General features: G+C 61.5%; 23 protein-coding genes and 1 riboswitch. Of the genes, 13 read left to right on the top strand and 10 right to left on the bottom strand.

The window, feature by feature from the left end:
• Positions 1–5: 5 nt before the first annotated feature.
• From ACU0FH_RS21030 to ACU0FH_RS21045, 4 genes are read right to left on the bottom strand one after another with little or no spacing between them, the layout of a single operon-like run.
• Positions 6–1,502, bottom strand: a complete 1,497-nt coding sequence (locus ACU0FH_RS21030; RefSeq protein WP_446196653.1) for a phosphomannomutase/phosphoglucomutase — start codon at positions 1,500–1,502, stop codon at positions 6–8.
• 14 nt (positions 1,503–1,516) lie between these two features.
• A complete protein-coding gene (gene kdsA / locus ACU0FH_RS21035) occupies positions 1,517–2,350 on the bottom strand; it encodes a 3-deoxy-8-phosphooctulonate synthase (RefSeq protein ID WP_446196654.1) in 834 nt (277 codons plus the stop codon).
• A 3-nt stretch (positions 2,351–2,353) separates the two neighbouring features.
• Complete coding sequence (locus tag ACU0FH_RS21040) at positions 2,354–4,117, bottom strand: capsule biosynthesis protein (protein WP_446196655.1); 1,764 nt, start codon at positions 4,115–4,117, stop codon at positions 2,354–2,356.
• Positions 4,095–4,754: an ABC transporter ATP-binding protein gene (locus ACU0FH_RS21045; protein ID WP_446196656.1), complete on the bottom strand. Its 660-nt coding sequence runs from the start codon at positions 4,752–4,754 to the stop codon at positions 4,095–4,097. Before ACU0FH_RS21045 ends, ACU0FH_RS21040 begins: the two co-directional genes overlap by 23 nt.
• A gap of 291 nt (positions 4,755–5,045) precedes the next feature.
• Between ACU0FH_RS21045 and ACU0FH_RS21050 the strand changes: the two genes are divergently transcribed.
• From ACU0FH_RS21050 to ACU0FH_RS21065, 4 genes are all read left to right on the top strand, one after another.
• On the top strand, positions 5,046–5,654 hold the full coding sequence (locus ACU0FH_RS21050) for a uracil-DNA glycosylase family protein (RefSeq protein WP_446197001.1): 609 nt from the start codon (positions 5,046–5,048) through the stop codon (positions 5,652–5,654).
• Entirely contained in the window at positions 5,651–6,439 is a 789-nt protein-coding gene (locus tag ACU0FH_RS21055) for an SseB family protein (protein WP_446196657.1), read from the top strand. The genes ACU0FH_RS21050 and ACU0FH_RS21055 overlap by 4 nt, the downstream gene beginning before the upstream one ends.
• A gap of 25 nt (positions 6,440–6,464) precedes the next feature.
• On the top strand, positions 6,465–6,839 hold the full coding sequence (locus ACU0FH_RS21060) for an MmcQ/YjbR family DNA-binding protein (RefSeq protein ID WP_446196658.1): 375 nt from the start codon (positions 6,465–6,467) through the stop codon (positions 6,837–6,839).
• Between the two features lie 119 nt (positions 6,840–6,958).
• Complete coding sequence (locus ACU0FH_RS21065) at positions 6,959–7,477, top strand: YHS domain-containing (seleno)protein (protein WP_446196659.1); 519 nt, start codon at positions 6,959–6,961, stop codon at positions 7,475–7,477.
• Positions 7,478–7,495: 18 nt separating this feature from the next.
• On the opposite strand, the gene purD is transcribed toward ACU0FH_RS21065, so the two are convergent.
• Positions 7,496–8,758: a phosphoribosylamine--glycine ligase gene (gene purD, locus ACU0FH_RS21070; protein ID WP_446196660.1), complete on the bottom strand. Its 1,263-nt coding sequence runs from the start codon at positions 8,756–8,758 to the stop codon at positions 7,496–7,498.
• Between the two features lie 154 nt (positions 8,759–8,912).
• Between purD and ACU0FH_RS21075 the strand changes: the two genes are divergently transcribed.
• Both ACU0FH_RS21075 and xseA read left to right on the top strand, forming a co-directional pair.
• On the top strand, positions 8,913–9,473 hold the full coding sequence (locus tag ACU0FH_RS21075; RefSeq protein ID WP_446196661.1) for a type 1 glutamine amidotransferase domain-containing protein: 561 nt from the start codon (positions 8,913–8,915) through the stop codon (positions 9,471–9,473).
• A 38-nt stretch (positions 9,474–9,511) separates the two neighbouring features.
• Positions 9,512–11,059, top strand: a complete 1,548-nt coding sequence (gene xseA / locus ACU0FH_RS21080; RefSeq protein ID WP_446196662.1) for an exodeoxyribonuclease VII large subunit — start codon at positions 9,512–9,514, stop codon at positions 11,057–11,059.
• A 20-nt stretch (positions 11,060–11,079) separates the two neighbouring features.
• Here xseA and ACU0FH_RS21085 read toward each other — a convergent pair whose 3' ends face one another.
• Together ACU0FH_RS21085 and ACU0FH_RS21090 are read right to left on the bottom strand one after the other, a co-directional pair.
• A complete protein-coding gene (locus ACU0FH_RS21085) occupies positions 11,080–11,478 on the bottom strand; it encodes a hypothetical protein (protein WP_446196663.1) in 399 nt (132 codons plus the stop codon).
• Positions 11,396–12,559, bottom strand: coding sequence for an alkane 1-monooxygenase (locus ACU0FH_RS21090; RefSeq protein ID WP_446196664.1), 1,164 nt, complete (start codon positions 12,557–12,559; stop codon positions 11,396–11,398). The genes ACU0FH_RS21085 and ACU0FH_RS21090 overlap by 83 nt, the downstream gene beginning before the upstream one ends.
• A 227-nt stretch (positions 12,560–12,786) precedes the next feature.
• Here ACU0FH_RS21090 and ACU0FH_RS21095 point away from each other — a divergent pair, with 227 nt between their 5' ends.
• Together ACU0FH_RS21095 and ftsY are read left to right on the top strand one after the other, a co-directional pair.
• A complete protein-coding gene (locus tag ACU0FH_RS21095) occupies positions 12,787–14,472 on the top strand; it encodes an NAD(P)H-dependent oxidoreductase subunit E (RefSeq protein ID WP_446196665.1) in 1,686 nt (561 codons plus the stop codon).
• Positions 14,473–14,556: 84 nt separating this feature from the next.
• On the top strand, positions 14,557–15,948 hold the full coding sequence (ftsY, locus tag ACU0FH_RS21100) for a signal recognition particle-docking protein FtsY (protein WP_446196666.1): 1,392 nt from the start codon (positions 14,557–14,559) through the stop codon (positions 15,946–15,948).
• Positions 15,949–15,982: 34 nt separating this feature from the next.
• Here the strand turns inward: ftsY and ACU0FH_RS21105 are convergent, their stop codons facing one another.
• Complete coding sequence (locus ACU0FH_RS21105) at positions 15,983–16,465, bottom strand: MgtC/SapB family protein (RefSeq protein ID WP_446196667.1); 483 nt, start codon at positions 16,463–16,465, stop codon at positions 15,983–15,985.
• A 69-nt stretch (positions 16,466–16,534) separates the two neighbouring features.
• Between ACU0FH_RS21105 and ACU0FH_RS21110 the strand changes: the two genes are divergently transcribed.
• Both ACU0FH_RS21110 and ACU0FH_RS21115 read left to right on the top strand, forming a co-directional pair.
• Entirely contained in the window at positions 16,535–17,437 is a 903-nt protein-coding gene (locus ACU0FH_RS21110; RefSeq protein WP_446196668.1) for an EamA family transporter, read from the top strand.
• Positions 17,438–17,445: 8 nt separating this feature from the next.
• Entirely contained in the window at positions 17,446–18,057 is a 612-nt protein-coding gene (locus tag ACU0FH_RS21115; protein ID WP_446196669.1) for an inner membrane-spanning protein YciB, read from the top strand.
• A gap of 12 nt (positions 18,058–18,069) precedes the next feature.
• Here ACU0FH_RS21115 and ACU0FH_RS21120 read toward each other — a convergent pair whose 3' ends face one another.
• Positions 18,070–18,762: a glutathione S-transferase N-terminal domain-containing protein gene (locus ACU0FH_RS21120; RefSeq protein ID WP_446196670.1), complete on the bottom strand. Its 693-nt coding sequence runs from the start codon at positions 18,760–18,762 to the stop codon at positions 18,070–18,072.
• A 28-nt stretch (positions 18,763–18,790) separates the two neighbouring features.
• On the bottom strand, positions 18,791–19,735 hold the full coding sequence (locus ACU0FH_RS21125; protein WP_446196671.1) for an alpha/beta fold hydrolase: 945 nt from the start codon (positions 19,733–19,735) through the stop codon (positions 18,791–18,793).
• Between the two features lie 133 nt (positions 19,736–19,868).
• Positions 19,869–19,945, top strand: a riboswitch (SAM riboswitch).
• Positions 19,946–20,002: 57 nt separating this feature from the next.
• Between ACU0FH_RS21125 and metZ the strand changes: the two genes are divergently transcribed.
• The 3 genes from metZ (at position 20,003) to ACU0FH_RS21140 (ending at position 22,890) form a co-directional block, all read left to right on the top strand.
• Entirely contained in the window at positions 20,003–21,193 is a 1,191-nt protein-coding gene (gene metZ / locus ACU0FH_RS21130; RefSeq protein WP_446196672.1) for an O-succinylhomoserine sulfhydrylase, read from the top strand.
• A 181-nt stretch (positions 21,194–21,374) separates the two neighbouring features.
• Positions 21,375–22,481: a GTP cyclohydrolase FolE2 gene (gene folE2, locus ACU0FH_RS21135; protein WP_446196673.1), complete on the top strand. Its 1,107-nt coding sequence runs from the start codon at positions 21,375–21,377 to the stop codon at positions 22,479–22,481.
• 19 nt (positions 22,482–22,500) lie between these two features.
• Entirely contained in the window at positions 22,501–22,890 is a 390-nt protein-coding gene (locus ACU0FH_RS21140; RefSeq protein ID WP_446196674.1) for a GFA family protein, read from the top strand.
• Positions 22,891–22,979 lie beyond the last annotated feature (89 nt).

Consider the following 22,979-nt stretch of genomic DNA (forward strand, 5'->3'; position numbering starts at 1 on the left):
ATGCTTCAGATTTTCTGGTCGTAATCGCCGACGGAAGGTTCGGTACGGATCACCGCATCGATATCGGCAAAGATCGCGCGCATCTCTTCGTCGCTTTCGCTGCTTTCACAAACGACGACAAGGTTCGGCGTGTTGGAGGAGGCACGCACCAGCCCCCACGACCCGTTATCAAGGATCACACGGGCACCGTTGACGGTGACGACTTCCTTGATGTCGCGCCCGGCGACTTGTTCACCGGCTTCGGCCTTGGCGACAAGCTTTTCGACAAGCCGTTCCAGAACCTCGTATTTCTCCGTATCGGCGCAGTAGGGAGACATGGTGGGCGTGGAATAGGTGACCGGCAGAGCCTTGCGCAGGTCGGACATTTTCATGTCAGGGTTGCGGTCCATCAGCTTGCAGATTTCGACCGCGACACGCATCCCGTCGTCATAGCCGCGCCCGATGGGTTCAGCGAGGAAGTAATGGCCGGATTTCTCGAAACCCGCCAGCGCGCCAAGTTCGTGGACACGGCGTTTCATATGGCTGTGACCGGTCTTCCAGTAATCGGCTTTGACGCCATTGGCCTGCAGCTCGGGGTCGGCGGCAAAAAGCCCGGTGGATTTCACGTCCGCCACAAAGGTCGAGTTCGGATAGATTTTCGAGAGGTCGCGAGCCATGATGACGCCGACCTTGTCCGCGAAAATCTCTTCGCCCTCGTCATCGACCACACCGCAGCGGTCGCCGTCCCCGTCAAACCCAAGCGCGAAATCGGCGCCGGAGTTCTTTACCGAAGCCGACATGTCATGGAGCATTTCCATCGCTTCGGGGTTCGGGTTGTAGTTCGGAAAGGTGTAGTCGAGCGTATTGTGGCTCTCGACGACTTCGACGCCGAGACGTTCGAAAAGCGCCGGGGCATAGGCGGCGGCGGTGCCGTTACCTGTGGCGCATACGACCTTGAGTTTGCGGGACATCTTGAAGTCGCCGACGAGGTCGTCCATGTACGCGTCCCAGACGCCATCGACGAATTCGTACTTGCCGCCATCGCGCGGTTCGCCCTTGCCGTTGAGGACAATATCCTTGAGTTCACCCATTTCATCGGGTCCGTGGGTGAGGGGCATGGCAAAGCCCATCTTGACCCCGGTCCAGCCGTTCGGGTTGTGCGAGGCGGTGACCATCGCAACACCCGGCACGCCAAGGTGGAACGAGCTGAAATAGGCCATTGGCGTGATGCAGGGGCCAATGTCCTTGACGGTGATCCCGGCCTGCATCAGCCCAAGGATCAGCGCGTTCTTGATGGTCAGCGAATAGTCGCGATAGTCGTTGCCTACGGCGATGACGGGTTCGACCCCGCACTTGTGCATCTGTGTGCCGATCCCGAGGCCAAGCGCCGTCATGCCGGGCAGGTTGATTTCATCCGGGTATTTCCAGCGCGCGTCATATTCGCGGAAGCCGGTCGGCGTGATCATCGGATCGCGCAGGAATTCCCAGGTGTTGGGCGTAACTGTAGAAGCAGGTTTGGTCATGAAATTCTCTTTTGTCAGAGCGTTAGGGGGGTCGCTTTGGCAATGGCGTCAAAGGCCATCAGCGTTTCGATCAGATCTGGCATCTGGTCGAGATAGATCATGTTGGGCCCGTCGCTTGGCGCGTTGTCCGGGTCCTCATGCGTTTCGATGAATACAGCGCCGACGCCGATGGCCACGGCCGCGCGGGCCATGACGGGCGCGAATTCGCGCTGTCCGCCGGTCGATCCGCCCTTGCCGCCGGGCTGCTGTACCGAATGGGTCGCGTCCATCACCACCGGATAACCGGTTTCCGCCATCTGTGGCAGCGAGCGCATGTCGGCGACCAGCGTGTTATAGCCAAAGGACACTCCGCGTTCAGTCAGCAGGATGCGTTCATTCCCTGTGCTTTCAATCTTGTCGACGACGTTCTTCATGTCCCAGGGCGCGAGGAACTGGCCCTTTTTGACGTTGATCGCGGCACCGGTCTTGCCGGCGGCCAGCAGCATGTCGGTCTGGCGACAGAGAAAGGCGGGGATCTGGATGATATCCACGGCTTCGGCGGCTTCGGCGCATTGTGCCTCGGTGTGGACGTCGGTCAGGACCGGGACGCCGAAGGTTTTGCGGATATCAGAGAGGATGGACAGACCCTGTTCCATGCCAAGCCCGCGTTTGCCCGAAAGCGACGTGCGGTTGGCCTTGTCGTAAGACGCCTTGAAAACATACTGGGCGCCAAACTTGTCGCAGGCCTCTTTCATACGGCCTGCGATCATCTGCGCGTGATCGCTGCTTTCTAGCTGGCAGGGGCCCGCAATAATGGTCAGCGGGCGGTCATTGCCGATTGTGAGGTCGGCGACCTGGACATGTTTCATATGCTACGACGTAACCTGTTCACGGAGGATTGAGGCGGTTAGTGAGAACATAAGATAAATGCCTGAAAAGACCAGAAAGGCCAAGATGGTATTCTCGAAGCGGCGCGGATAGCTGGCCTCCTGGCTGGCGACGGGCAGTACCGAGGTGGTGAGATAGCGCACCTGCCGATTGGCCTCCATCCGGGTCTGTTCGACCTGCTGGAGCGCGGATTGCAGCATCAGGTCGCGGGTTGCGAGATCGGCCTGGGCCATCTGGATGCGCACCGACATCTGCGCCAGCGAATTTTCGCCCTTGGAGGCATCGATCATCTTTTCGTTCAGATCGTCCAGCAGGTTTTGAATTCGGTCGATATCGCCCTGCACCCCGTCCACGCGGGCCTGGTTGGGACGTTCGTTATCCATCAGCGCGGCGAGTTGCAGCTCTTTTTCCTGCAGCTGGATTTCCATGTTGTTGATCTGGGAGCGCAGCCCGGCGATCACGCCTTCGGGATCGAGGATCGCGCCGCGTTGCTGTAGCTGTACCAGTGCCTCCTGCGCGTTGCGCCGTTCGGCCTGCGCTACTTCGAAACCCTGCATGGCGTCACGCATCTGGTCAGCGCGCTTCTGTTGGGACAGATTGTTAATGCGTTGTTCCGCATAGGAAATCAGGTGGTCCGAGTAATCGCGCGCGATTTCGGGGTCGGCGGCGACGACCTCCATCCGGATGATGCCCTCGGTCGGGTCATAGCCGATTTTCACGTTCTTCTTGTAGACGGCATAGGCCTCTTCATTGGTCGGATCATCGGTCAGGCGCTGGATCGGGTCGATCCAGTCCTGCGAGAAATGCGATTTGAAACCGACGTCCTGATCTAGCCGCAGCATCGCGTCCTTGGATTGCAGGTAGGACTGGGTCGCGATGGAATCCTGGCTGGTGGCGAATTGCGTGCCGGTCAGCAGGCCGCCAAGCCCGCTGCCGCCGAGGTTATCGGCCTGAAGGATCAGGAATTCCGACTTGGTCGCGTACATGGGGGTTGCGACCACGTAGAAATAATAGCCAGCGATGGCCGTGGGCAGCATCACGAAGAAGGCCAGCCGGGTCATCAGCAGCATCAGCTTGCGGCGACGGCGCCGCATGATATCGCGTTGAATCTGCGTGATTTCCCGCTCGCGCCGCTCCGCCGGGCTCATCTCGGTCGAGGCGGGCGACAGGGGGGTGCTGGTGCGCGGCAATTCCCGGCCGGGCTGTTTGCGCTGGGCCGGGACATTGTCGAAAGCATCCGGCGCGCCGCCTTCATGCTGGGCGGCACCGCCCTTGGGCACAACCAGTTCCAGCGTATTCGAGGCCGCGAAGGGGTCGATGCCCTTTTCGCGCAGCAGCCGTACAGCTTCGAAATCCGAGGTCGCGGGAAGCTTGTGCTTTTGTGCGACGCGGCGCGCCATGCGCAACTGCCGTCCGGTCAGGCCTTCGCGTTTGATCGTTTCGATATCAGTGGCGTCGCTGGTCGGTACCGCGGGGCTTTCAGCCCCGGATGCGGGTTTGTCTTCTGCCTGTTTTTCGGGTGTCGCCTGATCCGTGGTCGTCGCGGCATCGTCCTGCGGGGCCTGTTCACGCCGTTTCGCTGCACGTTCGCGCGCGGTCATGCGAGGCGGCATGGCACCGGGTTCAGGTTCTGGCATCTCAACGGCTTTGGGGCCGGGCAAGGGCCGAGCGACCGCGGCCTGCGGCGCGGGTTCTTCGGTGAGCGTCCGCTTGATGCGGAATTTTCTAGCCTTGGGTTTCGTAGTCATAGAGCAGCTTCGCTTCTTCCAAGGTTTCGAACATATGCAACTGGCCGTTCATCAAAACGGCGGCCGATTTGGCGAATTTTTCAAGCGTAGCAGCCTGATGAGAGACGATGATGATGGTTGTCGTTGCAAGCCGTTCCTGCAGGATCGCGCCCGCCTTCTTGTTGAATTCGACGTCGGTGGTGCCGGGCATGCCCTCATCGATGAGGTAGATGTCAAATTCAAGCGCCAGCATCAGCGCGAATGTGAACCGCGCCCGCATCCCGGCCGAATAGGTGCCCAGCGGCTGGTCGAAATATTCGCCAAGGTTGCAGAGCCAGCGGCAGTAGGATTCCACGTAATCGGGATCAAGCCCGTAGAGCTTGGCGATATAGCGGCAATTTTCCATCGCCGAAACCTTGGGCACGACGCCGCCCATGAAGCCCAGCGGGAAGGAGATGTTGCACATCCGGCGGACTTCGCCCTCATCAGGTTTTTCGAGGCCGGCCATGATGTTAATAAGGGTGGTCTTGCCTGTGCCATTGGGCGCGAGAATGCCCAGCGAACGGCCGAGTTCGACCCGGAACGAGACCCGGTCGAGGATCACCTTGCGCTGTGTCCCCGTCCAGAAAGATTTGCTGACATTCACGAATTCTAGCATATTCGTCGTCTGATGCCGCCTTCTTGCCCGATACGTTGGGTGGTTGGGTCCACCGTGCCTGTCCAAAACCGGTTAACAACCCGTATCAGACGTTTCTTAATAGGTCATATACTGCAGCTATGTAGCGAAACTGGCAACATTATGGCCAAAGAGAGTGTGACTGTTTTCCTGCCTGCGTGCCCCTGTTTCCGGGGCTTATGTTGCCAGCCTGTTTATCACCCTAAATTGTCTTGGCGAAGGCCATGGGATTGATCCGGAGGCAAGCGTGGCACAGATACATCGTTCATGACGATGAATGAACCTGATACGCGCCCCGGCGAGGGGCTGCGCGATGACATCCGCGCCTGCCGGATCTGTGCCGCGCGATTTGCTGCGACGAAAACCGCGCATGCGCCGCGTCCGGTGGTGTGGTTTCGTCCGGGCGCGCGGATCCTGATCGCGGGGCAGGCGCCGGGAGCGCGGGTGCACGCCTCGGGCCGTCCGTTCAGCGATGCTTCGGGCGACCGGCTGCGCCACTGGCTGGGGCTGGATGACGAGACCTTTTATGACCGGGACCGGGTTGCCATCGTGCCGATGGCGTTCTGCTTTCCTGGCTATGACGCAAAGGGCGCGGACCTGCCGCCGCCACCTGTTTGCTCCGCCACCTGGCATCGGTCGGTGATGGCACAGCTTGCCTCGGTCAAGCTGACGGTACTGGTGGGCGGCTACGCGCATAAGTGGCATATGGGGCGGCAAAAGAGCGTGACGGCGACCGTGGCGGGCTGGCGCGACCATGCACCGTCGGTCTTTCCCTTGCCTCATCCGTCATGGCGCAATACCGGATGGTTGAAGAAAAACCCGTGGTTCGAGGCGGAGCTGCTGCCGGTTCTGCGCGACAGGGTGAGAAAGGTTATGGAATGAGCGAAACGACTCCGCTGGATCAGGCCCATGCAGCGATGGAAGCGGCGCCCGAGGATGGCGCGGCGCGGATGCGGTTTTACGAACGGCTCGCGGATGGTGAGCTGTTCCTGATGCTAAGTGCCGAGCCGAAGGGCGATGATGTAAGCCCCGAGATATTCGAGCTGGAAGAGGGGATCTTCGTGCTCGCCTTTGATCGCGAATCCCGGCTGGCCGATTTCGCCGGACGGCCCGCGCCCTATGTGGGGCTGTCGGGGCGTACCCTTGCGGGGATGCTGGCGGCACAAGGGCTGGGGCTTGGCGTCAACCTCGAGGTCGCGCCATCGTCGATCCTGATCCCGCCCTCTGGCGTTGCGTGGCTTGCCGAGACGACGGCGAATATCCCCTCAGAGGTCGAGGCGAAAATTGCCGAGGTGAGCGCGCCTAAAGGCCTGCCTGAAAGCCTGATTTCGGCGCTGGATACCAAGCTGGCGACGGCGATGGGATTGGCGCGCACTGCCTACTTGGTTGGAGTGACGTATGAAACAGGCGGGCAGGGGCATATGCTGGCCTTTGTCGATGCGGCGGACTGGGGCCGGGATGCGCTGGCACGCGCCACGGGCGAGGCGCTGACATTCTCGGGCATCGAGGCGGGCGAGCTGGACGTCGGGTTCTTTACCTCGGATGAGCCGATGGCCGAGGCGCTTTCGCGCGCCGGGCTGCGATTTGACCTGCCCGAAGCGGTTCAGCCCGAGGTCAGCCGGATCGCGCCGGGAAGCGACCCGGACAAACCACCAATCTTGCGCTGAGGCGGGGCTCGGCTAGACTGCGGCCATGACACGGGACGAATTCAACGCCTATTGCTCAGCGTTTCCGGCGAGCACCCATGTTGTGCAGTGGGGCGATGCGGATGTGTGGAAAGTCGGCGGCAAGGTCTTTGCCATCTGCGGCTGGAATGACGGTGCGGCGGCGTTTACTTTCAAGGTCACCGATATGGCCTTTGAGATCCTGCCGGATATGGAGGGCATCCGGCCCGCGCCCTACATGGCGTCGCGCGGTCTGAAATGGGTGCAGCACTATGCCAGCCCGGGCCTGTCGGATAGCGAGCTAAAAGAGCATATCGCCTTGTCTTTTGACATGGTTGTTTCAGGGCTTAGCAAAAAGAAGCGCGCAGATCTGGGTCTTTTGAAACAAAAGCAGCCCTCCTGATCACGAAAGACAATTTGGCGTAACAGCTTCGCGAGCCACGGTACGCAAAGCCCGGATTTGCCGTAATCTGCGGGCCTATGCACCTTGTGCGACACGCTAGATGGCCGAAAGGATATGTCATGAAACGGTCCTTGTTACCGCTGTTTGCCGCGAGTTTCCTGTTTACCGCGCCTGCCTTAGCGGGCGAACAATTCGTTGATTCCACCGGCTTCGCCGTGTCGGGCTTTGACGTGGTCGCCTATCGCGATCTTGAACAAAGCCCGGTCGGGACACCGCAACCCGATCCGGTGCCGGGGCGCGCGGATATCACCGCCGAATACAATGGAGCCGTCTTTGCCTTCAGCAGCGAAGAAAACCGCGACACGTTCATGGAAAACCCTGCCTATTTCGCGCCGGCCTATGACGGGCATTGCGCATACGGGGTGTCAAAGGGCGGCAAGGTGCCCGGCAACCCGACGCTCTGGCGGGTGGTGGATGACAAGCTTTACCTGAATATCACAGATGTGGTCGTCGGCTTCTGGGAAGAGGATATTCCCGGCAATATCAATATCGCCGAGGGCAACTGGCCAGAGATCGAACCGATTGCCGCCTCGGAAAGCCCGATCCCGAATTATTCCTCGTCCGCGCCGGTCAAGTAGAAACCGGCGCGACGGGGATCAGAGCGCGCGCCAGCCGATGTCGCGGCGAAAGAACCCTTCGGGCCAGTCGATGGCATCGGCCATCGCATAGGCGCGGTCGCGCGCTTCGGCCAGCGTCCTGCCGCGGGCGGTGACATTTAAGACCCGCCCGCCACTGGCGGTTATATGGCCATCGGTTTCGGAAGTGCCGGCGTGAAAGCACATTTCGCTGCTGGTTTCAGGCAGATCCTCCAGCCCGTTGATCCGGCTGCCTTTTTTGTAAGATCCGGGATAGCCCTTGGCGGCCATGACGACTGTCATCGCATGATCGTCGGCCCAGTTCACCCGCATCTTTCCAAGGCGGGATTCGGCGGCGGCGTGCATCAGGTCCATCGCCTGCGCGCCGAGGCGCATCATCAGCACCTGACATTCCGGATCGCCGAAACGCACGTTGTATTCGACCAGCCGGGGCTGGCCGTCCTTGATCATCAGCCCGACATAGAGAACGCCCTGATAGGGCATTTCACGCTTGGACATTTCCGCCATCGTCGGGCGTACGATTTCATCGAGCGCCTTTCGCGTGATTTCGTCGGTCATCACGGGGGCGGGGGAATAGGCGCCCATGCCGCCCGTGTTGGGGCCCGTATCGCCTTCGCCCACACGCTTGTGGTCCTGAGCGGTGCCGATGGGCAGCACATCTGTTCCGTCGCAGAGCACGAAAAAGGAGGCCTCTTCGCCCTCCATGAACTCTTCTATGACAACCTCGGCCCCGGCTGAGCCGAACTCACCGCCGAACATGTCGTCGATGGCGGCAAGGGCTTCGTCCTCGGTCATGGCGACGATGACGCCTTTGCCTGCCGCAAGACCGTCGGCCTTGACGACAATCGGCGCGCCCTGTTCGCGGATATAGGCGCGGGCGGCTTCGGCATCGGTGAAATGCGCGTAATCGGCGGTGGGGGCCTTGGCGGCGGCGCAGATTTCCTTGGTGAAATTCTTGCTGGCCTCTAGCTGGGCGGCGGCGGCCGAGGGACCGAAGACAAGGATATTCGCATCCCGCAGCGTGTCGGCGACGCCAGCCGCAAGCGGGGCTTCGGGGCCGACGATGACGAAATCGATGCTGTTCTCCAGCGCGAATTCCACAACGGTCGGCCCGTCGAGGATATTGAGCTTGGCGCAGGCAGCGATAGCGGCGATGCCCGCATTGCCGGGGGCAACGATCAGCTTGTCGCATTTCGGGTTCTGCATGACCGCCCAGGCAAGGCTGTGTTCACGCCCGCCGCTGCCCAAGATCAGAATGTTCATCCGCTATCCCCTTGCTGCGGTGCTGTCACAAATCGCCGTCTGCATAGGGGGACGGCGGGCAATAGGCAAGAAGACGCGAGGGGAACTCGTCCAAAGGAACTCTGCCTTTCGGCTCGCGTTGGGTGGCCAGAAACAGAGAATAAGGAGTCATCAAATGGCACGTCTCAGTGAAAAGAAAATTGCAATCCTTGCCACGCACGGATTCGAACAGTCCGAACTTGAAAAGCCGCTGGAAGCGCTGCGCGACGCAGGCGCAGACGTCCATGTGGTTTCGCTGGAAGGCGGAGAGATCAAAGGTTGGGATGGCGATGACTGGGGACGTCCGGTTGCGGTAGACAAGTTGCTATCGGATGTCTCAGCCAACGACTACGACGCGCTGGTGTTGCCCGGAGGCCAGATCAATCCGGACCTGCTTCGTGTTGAGAAGAACGCGATCGAATTCATCCGGTCCTTCTGGGACAGCGGCAAAGCCATCGGTGCAATCTGCCACGCGCCTTGGTTGCTGGCAGAAGCGGAAATCGTGAAGGGGCGCAAGGTTACGTCCTACAAGTCGATCGAAACCGACATTCGCAATGCGGGTGGTCTGTGGGAAGACAGCGAGGTCGTGACCGACATGGGGCTGGTGACAAGCCGTAACCCTGACGACCTCCCCGCGTTCTGCAACAAGCTGATCGAGGAAATCGCGGAAGGTCGCCACGAAAAACGCGCGGCCTGACCTTTTACTAACGCACGACATGGGGCAATACTTGCCCCATGTCCGATCTGATAGACGATCCCGCCCCGGGACAGAATACACCCGAATACACCGTGTCGGAGATATCCGGCGCGGTTAAACGTACTCTGGAAGACGAATTTGGCCGTATCCGCGTCAAGGGAGAGGTCGGGCGCGTGTTCAAGGCGCGCTCTGGGCATCTTTACTATGACGTCAAGGATGACCGCAGCGTCCTGGCCTGCACTACGTGGAAGGGGCAGATCGCGAATCTTTCGGTGGTGCCGGAAGAGGGGCTGGAGGTCGTTGTTACCGGGCGGCTGACCGCATTCGGCGCCCAATCCAAGTACAACATGAACGTGGACGAGGTGGCCGTCGCTGGACAGGGCGCGTTGATGGCGCTTTTGGAGAAGCGCAAGAAACAGCTTGCGGCAGAGGGGCTCTTTGAAGCGTCGCGAAAGCGGCCCTTGCCGTACCTGCCTGAAATCATTGGTGTTATTACCTCGCCCTCTGGGGCGGTGATCCGTGACATTCTGCATCGACTGCGCGACCGTTTTCCGCGCAAGGTGTTGATCTGGCCAGTCGCCGTGCAGGGCGCGGCTTGCGCGCCCGAGGTGACGCGGGCCATCGAAGGGTTCAATCGCCTGACGCCCGGCGGCGCTTTGCCGCGACCCGACTTGCTGATCGTGGCGCGGGGTGGCGGCTCGGTCGAGGATCTTTGGGGATTCAACGAGGAAGTCGTCGCGCGGGCGGCGGCGGCGTCGGAGATTCCGCTGATTTCTGCCGTGGGGCACGAAACCGATACGACGCTGATCGATTTCGTTTCTGACCGTCGCGCACCGACGCCGACGGCGGCGGCCGAACTGGCCGTGCCGGTTCGGGTCGAACTGCTGGCCTGGGTTGAAGGGCAGGGCGCGCGGCTGACACGGGCGGGCAATGGCGCGGTGACCCTGCGGCGTCAGCGGCTGGCCGATCTGAGCCGGGCTTTGCCACGGGGCGACAGCCTGCTGGCCTCGGCGCGGCAACGCTATGACCGGATCGCCGATCAGCTGCCGGTCGCGCTCATCAAGGGCGTTCAGGCGCATCGGGTACATCTGTCGGACGTTTCAGGCAGCCTGAGACCATCGATTCTGACGCGGATGATCGCGCAGGAACGGCGTGGCGTTCAGCAGTGGTCGGCGCGGCTGGTTCCCGCGTTGGACCGGGCGGTGGCGCAGCGGCGCACCGGGTTCGAATCGCGCGCGGCGCGTCTGCGGCCGCGCGAGCTGACCGCAAAGATTACCCAGCGAAAACAGGATATTGGCGGCTTGTCGAAGCGGTTGTCCGCAATCGGGCGCAACCAGATTTCCGCGCTGGATATCCGGTTGAAAACAGCAGATCGGATGCTGGCCACGCTGGGATATGAGGCGACGCTGGAGCGGGGCTATGCGGTGATCCGCGCCGAGGGAGAGGTCGTGACCCGCAAGGCCGAGGCCGAAGGGGCGGCAACGCTTGAGATTCAATTCGCCGATGGCCGGATGATGGTGGGCGGCAAGCCCGCGCGAAAGGCGTCGAAAACGGCACCCGAACCGGATCAGGGCAGCCTGTTCTGATCTATTGATCGGAGCTTAAGCTAGACGCCGACGTCAGGACCGTAGCAGATCATCTCTTCGCCGACGTCCTGCGCCTCGTAGAGTTCGGTGGAGGCATTGTTATTCTCGAATTGGGCGATCAGACCGCCCGTGCCCTTGCGAAAGGTCCAGCACTGCGGATCACCCGGTCGGTCTTCGTAGACGAAACAGATCTGGCCAGCTTGTTCGTACCAAGATCCGTATTTGCATTCACCGTCCAGAAAGGACCAGACCACGCGGCGGTCATCGAGATAACGCTCGACCCCGTAGGCCTCACCGCCATTGCCGTAGAACAGGGTTTTGCCCTTGGTGTAGTTTTCAAACGCCTCTGCGCTCATCGCGGATTGAGCGGCCAGCGGCTGGGCGAGGAAAGCGGTCAGAATCAGCGATAGTCGTAGCATGGGCAAACTCTGCCACAGGGTCGCGCGTTTCGCTACCAATGGTTGACACAGGGTTAACGCCGGCTGGACGATCGGCGCCAAACCGGGCAACGCGCGGGTCCATGAGGCGTTTCCAGAGCGGCGGGAGAGTCGCGATTAGCGCCATGACCGGAAAGGTCGAGGGCAGCATCGGCATTTCATCCGGGTTCAGACGAAGAGCGGTAAAGCGGCGCGTGGGGGCCACGTGATGGTCCGAATGGCGCGGCGCGTTTAGCATCATCGCGGCGGAATACCACGGGGCGGCGTTCCATGAATGGCGCGGAGAAACCGGCTCGAGCCGCCCATTGGCAAGGGTTTTGCGGCGCAGCCCGTAATGCTGGACGTAATCCGACAGCATAAGCTGCATCTGCGCAAATGTCGTGAGGGTGAGAAGGGCGATCAGGCCCGGCCATCCGGCGATGAGCAGGCCGGCAAGCACAGTCGCCGCGCCGCCGAGTGTGTAAACCAGATAGGGGTGCACGCCCCTCGCGCGTCCTTGCCGCAGGCGGTTTTCGGCGCGAAGCCCGGCGCGGAATGACCCAATGACGGAGCGAGGCCAGAAACGATGGAACCCTTCGCCGGGGCGTGCCGAATTCGGATCGCGGTCGCTGGCGACAAAGGGGTGATGCACCCGCAGATGAGCCGAGACGTGATGGCCGAAGAGCAGCGAGGTGAAGATCGCGGTGCCAAGGTGGCGAAGCTCGCGCTGCGGGGCATGGATCAGCTCATGCCCGGTGGCATTCGAAATCTGACCGAGAAACAGGCCGATGCCGAACCAGAGAGCGACAGTGGCGGCTGGGCTGCCCCTACCATCGGCCAAGGCATGAAAGCCCAGCCCGAGCAGCAGGAAATGCGCCGCAGTCAGAACAATGCAAAGCCGGTTGCCATGCGCCAGCACGGGGGCATCGTCGCGTGGCAGGGCAGGAAGTCGGGTCAGCCGGTCAAAGGCAAAGACGACAAGAGTCATGGAGGCGAGCCCGAGCCAGATCCAGACCCCACCCGCTATGCAGCCGAGACCAAGCAGGACCGCAGGTGTCAGGCTGGCCATCGCGTAACGGATCATTAATTTCCCTTCCCGTAGAACGCGACTTTACGCTAGGGCGACATGGGCCGCGATTTTCGCTTTGATACGGGTCAAAGGCTCAGGTCTGGTATCAGATGCGCGACGCCATGCATCATATGGGAAAGCTCAAGGCAACGCAAAGTCGCTCTGCCCTGTCGCTTTTGATCGAATGACGTGGTGCGGGTGGGATATAGATTGCTTAAGAATTGAACAGGGAAGCCGGCGAAATGCAGGATCGGGAAGCAAAGGGTGTCTGGAAATCCGGTAAGGGCAAGGGGCGGCATACGCCCAAGGGCCGGCAGCTCGAGGATACAGCCTGGGAAGAGGTTCGCGCGCTGCTGGGGGAACGACCGCACCGTCGCGACCTGCTGATCGAGTTCCTGCACCTGATACAGGACGAATACGGGCATCTGTCTGCCGCGCATCTGCGGGCGCTGGCCGAGGAGATGCGGATCTCTATGGCCGAGGTTTACGAGGTGGCCACGTTCTACGCGCATTTCGACGTGGTGAAAGAGGGCGAAACGCCGCCGCCCGCGCTGACCATCCGGGTCTGCGATTCGCTGTCTTGCGAGTTGGTGGGATCGCAGGCGTTGAAACAGGCGCTTGAAACCGGGCTCGACCCGGCGGAGATCCGGGTGCTGCGCGCGCCCTGCATGGGCCGGTGCGAAACCGCGCCGGTGCTGGAAATCGGCCATAACCACATCACCCATGCGACCGTCGAAAAGACCATGCAGGCGATCGAGGAGGGCGATACCCACACCCACATCCCCGATTACGAGGGGTTCGAGGCCTATCGCGCGGATGGCGGATATGAGACGCTGCTTGATCTGCGCGAAAACGGCGACTGGGAAGGGGTGCAGCAGCTGATCCTCGATTCAGGTCTGCGGGGTCTGGGCGGCGCGGGCTTTCCGAGCGGCAAAAAGTGGGGCTTTGTTCGGGCCAATGCCGGGCCGCGCTATCTTGCCGTGAACGGTGACGAAGGCGAGCCGGGGACGTTCAAGGACCGCTACTACCTTGAACGCAGGCCGCATGCCTTTCTCGAGGGGATGCTGATCGCCGGATGGGCGGTCGAGGCGGAAACCTGTTTCATATACATGCGGGACGAATACCCCGGAATCCTCGAAATTCTGCGCCGGGAAATCCGCGCGCTCGAGGACGCGGGGATCGTCGCGCAGGGGTATATCGATCTGCGGCGCGGGGCCGGGGCCTATATCTGCGGCGAAGAAAGCGCGATGATCGAATCCATTGAAGGCAAACGGGGAATCCCGCGTCACCGGCCGCCCTTCGTGGCGCAGGTCGGGGTCTTTGACCGGCCGACCTTGGTGCATAATGTCGAAACGCTTTACTGGGTGAACCGGGTCTGCCGAGAGGGGCACGGCCTGCTCAGCAAGATGGAATTCAACGACCGCAAGGGATTACGCAGCTTCTCCGTCTCGGGCCGCGTCAACCAGCCGGGCGTGCACCTGCTGCCTGCGGGGGCGACCATTTCGGACGTGCTCGAAGCGGCAGGCGGTATGCTCGACGGGCATGAGTTCAAGGCATACCAGCCGGGCGGGCCGTCTTCCGGATTGTTGCCCGCCTCGCTGAACGACGTGCCGCTCGATTTCGACATGTTGCAGGAACATGGCACCTTTATCGGATCGGCGGCGGTGGTGATCCTGTCGGACAAGGACAGCATGCGCGACGCGGCGCTGAACATGCTGCGCTTTTTCGAGGATGAGAGCTGTGGCCAGTGTACGCCCTGTCGGGTGGGCTGCGAAAAGGCGGTGAAGCTTATGCAGGCGGATCACTGGGATCAGCCGCTGCTTGATGAGCTTTGTACGGCGATGGCGGATGCGAGCATCTGCGGGCTGGGGCAGGCGGCACCGAACCCGATCCGCAGCGTGATCCGGCATTTTCCCGAAGAAGTCTGAGGCGCTGTTGGCGCTATCTGATCATCCGCTCTTCCATCCGGCGTGGTGCTGGACTACGTCATGGGGGCAATTGCGGAGTAGATCATGGCATTTTTCACCAAGCTGAAAGATCGCTTGTTCAAATCCTCTTCCAAGCTGGAGCAGGGTCTGGACGCGATCGTGGAAGATGGCGGCGAAGCCGAAGAGGTTGCAGCGGTGACGCGCGCGGCCGATCCGAAACCCGACACGCCGCCAACCCTGGATCCGACACCCGAGCCGGAACCGACCCCCATTCCGGACCCGACCCCGGATCCCGACCCGGCGCCGATCCCCGATCCGACGCCGGAGCCGACCCCGATCCCCGAGCGCGAGCCGGACCCCGAACCGGACGTGCCGCGGCCGACGCCACGTCCCGATCCGAAACCGGATCTGCCGTCGCCGACACCTTCGCCGACCGAGGTCCCGTCACCATCGCCCAGCGAAGTGCCGGATAATCCCGAGCCGGGCCCGATCTCTCCGCCGAGCGAAGCGCCGATGCCAAGCGATCCGCAGCCCTCGATCTCGCCCGACCGGCTGGACATGGGCGCGCCTGAACCCGCACGGGGCGGAGGGCTGCTGGGCCGGTTGCTGGGCCGCAGCGCGCCCAAGACGGTGGTGCGCCGGGTGCTGGATGACGACATGCTGGAACAGCTCGAAGAGCTGCTGATCAGTGCCGACATGGGCGTGGACACCGCGCTACGGGTTACCGCGAACATGGCCGAGGGTCGCTTTGGGCGGAAACTTTCGGTCGACGAGATCAAGCAGTTTCTCGCCACCGAAATCGCGCGGGTGATGGAGCCGGTCGCGCGGCCCCTGCCGATCTATTCGAAACGGCCGCAGGTCGTGCTGGTCGTCGGGGTGAACGGGTCGGGCAAGACCACGACCATCGGCAAGCTGGCAAGTCAGTTTCGTGCCGCTGGCAAGAAGGTGGTGATCGCGGCGGGTGATACCTTCCGGGCGGCGGCGGTGGAGCAGTTGCAGGTTTGGGGCGACCGGGCCGGGGTGCCGGTGCTGACCGCGCCGGAAGGGTCGGATCCGGCAAGTCTTGCCTTTGACGCGATGACCAAGGCGCAGGAAGACGGGGCCGATCTGTTGTTGATTGACACCGCAGGGCGGTTGCAAAACCGCGCCGACCTTATGGAAGAGCTTGCCAAGATCGTTCGCGTGATCCGCAAAAAGGATGAAACCGCGCCGCATAATACCCTGCTCGTGCTTGATGCGACGACGGGCCAGAACGCGCTGAGCCAGGTCGAGACCTTTCGCAAGATTTCCGACGTGTCCGGGCTGGTGATGACCAAGCTGGACGGGACGGCCAAGGGCGGCGTCCTCGTCGCGCTGGCCGACAAGTTCGGTCTTCCGATCCATGCCATTGGCGTGGGCGAGCAGATCGACGATCTCGCTCCCTTCGACCCCGATGAATTTGCCGCCGCGCTGACAGGGATGGATAGCGCCGCGTGAAAATCTCCCTTTCCGAAGACCGGCGTCGGGGCCATCAATGCGTGCCCATGCCCTTTTCCAGCCAGCGCAGACCGATCAGAACCGCAGTGACCAGAAGGGTCGCGAGCGCGGCCAGCGGTGCTTGTCCGGCACCGCAGGCAAGACCGATGGCCCCGGCCAGCCACATCGAGGCCCCGGTCGTCAGGTTCCTCACCTTGTCGCCCGAGGTAAAGATCACGCCCGCGGCGAGAAAGGCGACTCCGGCGGTGACGGCCTCGATCAGTCGCAGGGGGTCGATCTGCACTTCATTGCCGACGCCAAAGGGAAGGCTGCCAAGGTGTTGTGAGACGAGGATAAACAGGCAGGCGGCGATCGAGACGAGCATATGGGTGCGCAGACCGGCAGGTTTACGACGCCATTCCCGCTCCATGCCGATCACGGCGCCAAGCACCAACGCGGCAAGCATGCGCGTCAGGGCCACAACCAGCGGCACTTCGGAGAAGGTGTTGGTAAGTTCGTCTACAATCGTGTCCCACATGAATTTTTACCTCGTCTGCGATTGTCACAAAACTGACACATCCTATCACAGGTTCCCGGTGGGCGTGCAATGAGCGACTGGCTGGTTTCGCTTGAAGGCACCACGGCTGGCCATCAGCTTGCATTGTTCCTTGCCTTGCTCGCCGCGTTTCTTCACGCGGTCTTTGGCGCGCTGCAAAAGGGGCGGTACGATCCGTGGCTGTCGCGCGGGGCGATCGATATCTTCTATTGCCTGATGTCTATCCCGTTCGTGCTTTTCGTCGTGCCGTGGCCCGAGGCGCATATGTGGCCGATCTTTGCCGGGGCTTTTGTCATCCACCTGTTCTATAAGCTCCTGCAGGCGCAGGCCTATACCAAGGGCGCTTACACAGTGGTCTACCCGGTGGTGCGCGGCATGGGGCCACTGTTCACCGTCATCGGGGCCTATTTCATTTTCGGCGAGATCTTTGCGCCGATGCAGTGGGTTGGTGTGGGGGTATTGCTGGCAGGGATCTTTGGTCTTGCCCTTTATAACCTGATCTTCCTTGTCTCGGAGCGCGACACGCTCTGGGCGGCGCTGGGGCTGGCGGTCATGACCGGGCTCTTCGTGGCGCTTTATACCACCTACGACGCCTACGGCATCCGCGCGACGGCTGATCCGTTCACCTTCCTGTTCTGGTTTTTCATGCTCGACGGTCTGGTGATGCCGATCATCGGCTTTGTACGCTGGCGGCGCATGGATGCCCCGCCCAATCCAGGCCCGCTCTTGCTGCGTGGCTTTTTCGGTGGCATCGTCGCCTATTTCAGTTTCGGGTCGATCATGCTGGCCACCCGGCTGGACAAGGTGGGCGAAGCGGCGGTACTGCGCGAGACATCCACCGTTTTTGCCGCGTTGATCGGCTGGCTGGTGCTGAAGGAAACCGTGGGGCCGCGCCGGATCGCGCTGATGTCCCTGATCGCCATTGGCGCGGTCATCGTAGAAATGGGAGGCTGAGAGCCCGAATGGCGAAGCAGAAGAAAGAGATCAACATCTGGTTGAAACAGGTGCTGGAACTGGGGCCGCCGATCCTGTTTTTCCTGATCTACCTGCGCATCAAGGAAGACGTGTTTATCTTTGGTGGCACGGAATATTCCGGGTTCATCGTCGCCACGCTGGTCTTTGTGCCGATCCTGCTGATCGCGATGGGTATCCTGTGGCAACTGACCGGCGAACTCAGCCGGATGCAGATTTTCACCGCCTTCATGGTCATCTTCTTTGGCGGGCTGACCGCGTGGTTCAACGACGAACGGTTCTTCAAGATGAAGACGTCCATCGTCTATGGCGTATTCGCCGTTCTGCTGGGCATCGGTTTGATGCGCGGACGATCTTATCTGGAATACGTGATGGGCGACATGATCCCCATGCGCGAAGCAGGCTGGATGCAGCTTACCCGGCGGCTCTGCATCTGTTTCGCGCTGCTCGCCATCGCGAATGAACTTGTGTGGAGAAACCTGTCCACCGATCTCTGGGTCAAGATCGAGACCTTCGGTTTCCCCATCATCCTGTTCCTGTTCCTCTGGGCGCAGATCGTCGCGCTTCAGGCGCATATGATCGACGAGGATGACAAGGCGTAGACGCCTTGCCGGTCATTTCTTGAAGAGGAGTTCCTGCGCGGATTTGTCGGGCAGTTGCTTGCGCAGATCGGCATGCAGGTCGCGCCCGCGCTGAACGCCTGGGCGGGCGCTGACCGTGTCGAGCCAGCGCGCCATGTTCGGCTTGTCCTCGATGGTCTGTTCCTGCCGCTTGTAAAGATGCGCCCAAGGCCAGATCGCCATATCCGCGATGGTAAAGTCCGGCCCGGCGACAAATTCGTTCTCTGCCAACTGTTTGTCCAGAACGCCGTAAAGCCGCGCGACCTCGCTGCGATAGCGGCCCTGTGCATAGGGCAGCACCTGCGGTGGGTCCATGTCGGGGGCGTATTGCAGGAAGTGATGCGCCTGTCCGGCCATCGGACCCAGACCACCCATCTGCCACATCAGCCACTGGTCCACGGCAATCCGGTCCCGTTCACTCGTGCCGCAGAACTTGCCGGTCTTGCGCGCGAGATATTGCAGGATCGCTCCGGATTCAAAAATCGAGATCGGCGCACCGTCCGGCCCGTCGGGATCGATGATGGCGGGCATGCGGTTGTTCGGCGAAATCTTCAGGAACTCCGGTTTGAACTGGTCGCCTTTCTGGATGTTCACCAGATGCGTGTCATAGGCCAGCTCCATCTCCTCGAGCGCGATGGAAACCTTCCAGCCATTTGGTGTCGGCCAGAAATACAGATCGATTGTCATGTCTCATCCCCGTTCTAATCGGGCGCGATCATGACGCTTTCTGCGGCGCAAGCAAGGGCAGGGCAATGGCCGGGGGCGCAACAAGGCGTGACCAGCGGCGAGCGGTCGCCTCCGGAACGGCCTGTTGCACGCGTTGCAGCGGCCAGCGGGCCGGGTTGCGCATCAGATCGTTGTAAAAGCGCAGCGTGCCCGCGCGGGTATAGGTCGACCAGTGGCAGATGCGCCGTTCCGGGTTGCCCAGCGGCGCGCCGAGACGGTGCAGATTGCCCAGCGTTTCGGTGCAATCCAGTTGCAACGTTACCGCGTTCGGGGCGTCGAGACCGAGCCCGATGGCGCGGTCGCCTGGAACGGGAGGCGCGACCAGCCGTTCGAAGAGGAAATCGAAGGTGTCGTTTTCGCGGCTGGTGATGTTGAAGAACTCGGTGGTCTGCCCGGCCGCCGTTTCCAGCGCCGAGTGTGCGGTTTCGCGATAGCTGGCCCCGGTCAGTGACACGATGCGCTGAATAGCATTGGCTGGCAGGTGGTAGAGTGCCTGCAGCGCGACTTCGGTACCCATCGAATGCGCGAGCAGGTGGACCGGGCGGTCTGGGCTCTGACGACGCAGGTCATTCAGCAGTTGCGCAAGCGCCCGGCCTGCCTCGATGGCGCGGCGGCGGGCGCTCCAGAGCGGGCCGCGCGCGTCCCAGCCAAAGGCTATGCCCAGACCTTCGTTCGCGTGGCCGGTGCCGAAGCCGAGCTGTCGGGGCCAGCTGGGCGAGTGCCAGGGTCGGTCGCGCGGATGCATCGCCATGAGGTGAAGGTGGGGGCAGTGATCCGGCATTCCGGGGCGATACTTGTAGCCGTGGATCATCACGATGACCGGTTCATCACGGGTGACCTCGGAATTGACCTCGGCGAGGCGGCGGTAGAGGGGCTGGGTCCCGCAGTGCAGGCGCGGCTCGCTCCCCTTCGCATTGATCCTGATCAGCGGCATCGCGCACCTCATACCAGATGTTGTGGCTGCTATCTGGCCGATGCGTATGACGTCGGGATGAAGCTATGGTTACGGCACCGTGACGATGTGGATTGGTGCCTTGACTTTCCGTCGCTGTGACAAGTAAAGGACACGCATGCTTCGTGGCGATTTGTTACCGGATTGCGGGCCACGTTAAATATTCCGCTAAAAGGTCAGGATGAAAGGCCCCTTTCGCTTGACCGCGTCTGGGGTTTTTTTGTGCCCGAAGAAGGGCCGGAGGTCGAAATGAGCGAGAACTGGAACAACCGAACGAAAGCCGTCCACGGGGGCGTGCGCCGCAGCCAGTATGGCGAAATGAGCGAAGCCATTTTCCTGACACAGGGCTTTGCCTATGACAGTGCCGAAGCCGCCGAGGCACGGTTTATCAAGACGGGGGATGACGAATTCATCTATGCCCGTTACGGCAACCCGACGGTGCGCATGTTCGAGGAACGGATCGCGCTGCTTGAAGGGGCGGAAGATGCCTTTGCCACCGCTTCCGGCATGGCGGCTGTTTCCGGCGCCCTGACCTCGATGCTGAAGGCCGGGGATCACGTGGTTTCGGCCCGTGCGCTGTTTGGATCCTGCCTTTACATTCTCGAAGAGGTTCTGGGCCGTTACGGGGTCGAGGTGACCTTTGTCGATGGCACCGATCTTGACCAATGGCGCGACGCGATCCGCCCCGACACCAAGGCCGTGTTCTTTGAATCCGTGTCGAACCCGACGCTCGAAGTCATCGATATCTCGGCGGTAGCCAAGCTGGCCCATGCGGTCGGTGCGCTGGTGCTTGTCGATAACGTCTTTGCCACGCCGGTCTTTTCCAAGGCGATTTCGCAGGGGGCGGATGTGGTCGTCTATTCCGCCACCAAGCATATCGATGGGCAGGGCCGGGCGTTGGGCGGGGTGATCCTTGGCACGCGCGAGTTCATCCGCAAGACGGTCGAGCCCTACATGAAGCACACCGGCGGTTCGATGAGCCCGTTCACCGCGTGGATCATGCTCAAGGGGCTTGAGACCATGAGCCTGCGTGTCAAGGCGCAGTCCCAGTCGGCGCAGACGATTGCCGAGGCGCTGGAGGGTGAGGCCGCGCTTGAGCGGGTGCTTTACCCTGGTCTCAAGGGCCATCCGCAGCATGACCTTGCCCAGAGCCAGATGGGACAGGGCGGTACCGTCATTTCCTTTGAACTGAAAGGGGGTCAGGAAGCAGCGTTCGCCTTCCTGAACGCTCTGGAAATCGTGCTGATCTCGAACAACCTCGGCGATTCCAAATCGATCGTGACCCATCCGGCAACCACGACGCACCAGCGGCTTCCGGCAGATCAGAAGGAACTGCTGGGGATCACCCCCGGGCTGATCCGGTTCTCGGTAGGGATCGAGGATACGGAGGACCTGCTGGCCGATATCCGGCAGGCGCTCGCTGCCGCCTCGGCGGGCTAAGTCTTTCCCGGGGCGGCCATTCGCGCAAAAGTTTGGCCGTCCCGTGATACTTATCTGGTACAATGATTGAAAGTTTTTGCGCCCGGCGCTGATCCGGGGATGGTTGCGAAGCGTACTGAGTATATATTGGTAATCTGCATCTGCCGTACTTAGGTTTGGCTCGACTGCAAAGGGGACGCTGATGAACATCCACATGCCGACGACGATCGAGGGTACGCCAGATCACGATGACGCAGCCGCGGCTCTGGATGTCCTGCGCGCCTGGGCATCCAAGGCGACCTATGCAGAGCTGGTCAATCTCGACCCCGCACTTGCGCGTGCGCTGGGCCGCCAGTCGAATATCGAATACCCGGTTCTGTCGCGCCAGTACCCCGAGGCATTCACCGTCGATGCCGCCTACAAGGCGTCGCTGCCGGATTTGCAGAATGGCCCGTCAAGCCTGATCCGGGGCGCACGTCAGCAGATTCAGCACGTCGGTATTTCCAATTTCCGGCTGCCGATCCGCTTTCATACCCGTGACAACGGCGATCTGACGTTGGAAACCTCGGTCACCGGCACCGTCAGCCTTGAGGCTGACAAGAAGGGCATCAACATGAGCCGCATCATGCGCAGCTTTTATGCCCATGCCGACCGGACCTTCAGCTTTGGCGTGATCGAGGCGGCGCTGGATGATTACAAATCCGACCTCGAAAGCTTTGATGCGCGCATCCAGATGCGGTTTTCCTTCCCGATGAAGGTGGACAGTCTGCGTTCCGGCCTGTCGGGCTATCAGTATTACGACATCGCGCTGGAACTTGTCGAAACCGACGGCGTGCGTCAGAAGATCATGCACCTTGATTATGTTTATTCCTCGACCTGTCCCTGTTCGCTCGAACTGTCGGAACATGCACGTGCGACGCGCGGCCAGCTGGCGACGCCGCATTCGCAACGCTCGGTCGCGCGGATTTCCGTGGCGCTGGAACCCGATGGGCAATGCCTCTGGTTCGAGGACCTGATCGACGCCTGCCGTCGCGCGGTGCCGACGGAAACGCAGGTGATGGTCAAGCGCGAGGATGAACAGGCCTTTGCCGAGCTGAACGCGGCCAATCCGATCTTTGTCGAAGACGCGGCGCGGCTGTTCTGCGAACAGTTGCTGGCCGATGCCCGGATCGGAGATTTCCGTATCGTGGCGAGTCATCAGGAAAGCCTGCACAGCCATGACGCGGTGTCGGTCCTGATCGAAGGCGACACGTTCGATGCACGCAACTTTGATCCAAAGCTGTTTTCGACCCTGATACATGTAGGGTGACAACCGCCAGAGAGGGGCCATGTCCGAGCATATTATCGATGGTCATTGCCTCTGCGGACATTGCCGGTTCGAGCTGACGGGGCCGCATCTCTGGGTTGGCCATTGTCATTGCGAAAGCTGTCGCCGGGCGACGGCCTCGCCATTTACCACGTGGGTCGGCCACAAGAACGGCAAGTGGCGCTGGACCGGGGATGAGCCGGTCACCTACGAAAGCAGTCCGGGCGCCGAGCGGGGTTTCTGCGGCACCTGCGGGACGCCGCTGTTCTATCGGACGGAGCGCTACCCGGGTGAAACCCATTTTTACGCCGCGCTGCTGCGGGCGGGGGCGGATGTGCAACCTACGGACCATTATCACTCAGCGGAACAGGTGCCGTGGATCGAACTTTCCGACCGGCTGCCACGGCACTAGACGGAACACCCGCGTGTCGCGTCGATTAGGTGACAGGAGGCCGGCGCGCGATGCGGTCGCGCTTGACAGCGCGCATGCGCCAAGCCAAG

This window comes from Heliomarina sp. (assembly GCF_052826185.1).

Bases quoted from the DNA above. Each gene is read 5' to 3' on its own strand.
- ACU0FH_RS21030 (WP_446196653.1), bottom strand. From the start codon at position 1,502: ATGACCAAACCTGCTTCTACAGTTACGCCCAACACCTGGGAATTCCTG.
- kdsA (WP_446196654.1), bottom strand. From the start codon at position 2,350: ATGAAACATGTCCAGGTCGCCGACCTCACAATCGGCAATGACCGCCCG.
- ACU0FH_RS21040 (WP_446196655.1), bottom strand. From the start codon at position 4,117: ATGACTACGAAACCCAAGGCTAGAAAATTCCGCATCAAGCGGACGCTC.
- ACU0FH_RS21045 (WP_446196656.1), bottom strand. From the start codon at position 4,754: ATGCTAGAATTCGTGAATGTCAGCAAATCTTTCTGGACGGGGACACAG.
- ACU0FH_RS21050 (WP_446197001.1), top strand. From the start codon at position 5,046: ATGAATGAACCTGATACGCGCCCCGGCGAGGGGCTGCGCGATGACATC.
- ACU0FH_RS21055 (WP_446196657.1), top strand. From the start codon at position 5,651: ATGAGCGAAACGACTCCGCTGGATCAGGCCCATGCAGCGATGGAAGCG.
- ACU0FH_RS21060 (WP_446196658.1), top strand. From the start codon at position 6,465: ATGACACGGGACGAATTCAACGCCTATTGCTCAGCGTTTCCGGCGAGC.
- ACU0FH_RS21065 (WP_446196659.1), top strand. From the start codon at position 6,959: ATGAAACGGTCCTTGTTACCGCTGTTTGCCGCGAGTTTCCTGTTTACC.
- purD (WP_446196660.1), bottom strand. From the start codon at position 8,758: ATGAACATTCTGATCTTGGGCAGCGGCGGGCGTGAACACAGCCTTGCC.
- ACU0FH_RS21075 (WP_446196661.1), top strand. From the start codon at position 8,913: ATGGCACGTCTCAGTGAAAAGAAAATTGCAATCCTTGCCACGCACGGA.
- xseA (WP_446196662.1), top strand. From the start codon at position 9,512: ATGTCCGATCTGATAGACGATCCCGCCCCGGGACAGAATACACCCGAA.
- ACU0FH_RS21085 (WP_446196663.1), bottom strand. From the start codon at position 11,478: ATGCTACGACTATCGCTGATTCTGACCGCTTTCCTCGCCCAGCCGCTG.
- ACU0FH_RS21090 (WP_446196664.1), bottom strand. From the start codon at position 12,559: ATGATCCGTTACGCGATGGCCAGCCTGACACCTGCGGTCCTGCTTGGT.
- ACU0FH_RS21095 (WP_446196665.1), top strand. From the start codon at position 12,787: ATGCAGGATCGGGAAGCAAAGGGTGTCTGGAAATCCGGTAAGGGCAAG.
- ftsY (WP_446196666.1), top strand. From the start codon at position 14,557: ATGGCATTTTTCACCAAGCTGAAAGATCGCTTGTTCAAATCCTCTTCC.
- ACU0FH_RS21105 (WP_446196667.1), bottom strand. From the start codon at position 16,465: ATGTGGGACACGATTGTAGACGAACTTACCAACACCTTCTCCGAAGTG.
- ACU0FH_RS21110 (WP_446196668.1), top strand. From the start codon at position 16,535: ATGAGCGACTGGCTGGTTTCGCTTGAAGGCACCACGGCTGGCCATCAG.
- ACU0FH_RS21115 (WP_446196669.1), top strand. From the start codon at position 17,446: ATGGCGAAGCAGAAGAAAGAGATCAACATCTGGTTGAAACAGGTGCTG.
- ACU0FH_RS21120 (WP_446196670.1), bottom strand. From the start codon at position 18,762: ATGACAATCGATCTGTATTTCTGGCCGACACCAAATGGCTGGAAGGTT.
- ACU0FH_RS21125 (WP_446196671.1), bottom strand. From the start codon at position 19,735: ATGCCGCTGATCAGGATCAATGCGAAGGGGAGCGAGCCGCGCCTGCAC.
- metZ (WP_446196672.1), top strand. From the start codon at position 20,003: ATGAGCGAGAACTGGAACAACCGAACGAAAGCCGTCCACGGGGGCGTG.
- folE2 (WP_446196673.1), top strand. From the start codon at position 21,375: ATGAACATCCACATGCCGACGACGATCGAGGGTACGCCAGATCACGAT.
- ACU0FH_RS21140 (WP_446196674.1), top strand. From the start codon at position 22,501: ATGTCCGAGCATATTATCGATGGTCATTGCCTCTGCGGACATTGCCGG.